The organism is Lutibacter litoralis, from assembly GCF_014646675.1.
Lineage (GTDB): Bacteria > Bacteroidota > Bacteroidia > Flavobacteriales > Flavobacteriaceae > Lutibacter > Lutibacter litoralis.
The window spans coordinates 1-292 of sequence record NZ_BMNS01000020.1 but is presented as its reverse complement, the minus strand read 5'-3'; the positions used below and the strand labels follow the sequence as shown (position 1 = coordinate 292).

At 47.9% G+C, this 292-nt stretch carries 1 rRNA gene (cut by a window edge); it reads right to left on the bottom strand.

The features are described 5' to 3' along the window. Positions 1-276, bottom strand: a 23S ribosomal RNA gene (locus IEW75_RS15640); its annotated part reaches 1,253 nt to the left of the window's first position; the annotation flags it as partial. Positions 277-292: the final 16 nt, after the last annotated feature.

The following is a 292-nucleotide window of genomic DNA, read 5'->3' as shown; positions in this document are numbered from 1 at the left end:
AAAGCTTAAGGGCTAGTCCAATTTCGCTCGCCGCTACTTTCGGAATCTCGGTTGATTTCTTTTCCTCGGGGTACTTAGATGTTTCAGTTCCCCCGGTTCGCCTCCTTACCCTATGTATTCAGGTAAGGATACGTGCTTATGCACGTGGGTTTCCCCATTCAGAAATCCCAGACTCAAATGGTTGTTACTACCTAATCTGGGCTTATCGCAAGTTACTACGTCTTTCATCGCCTCTGACTGCCAAGGCATCCACCGTGTACGCTTAGTCACTTAACCATACAACCCGAAGGAG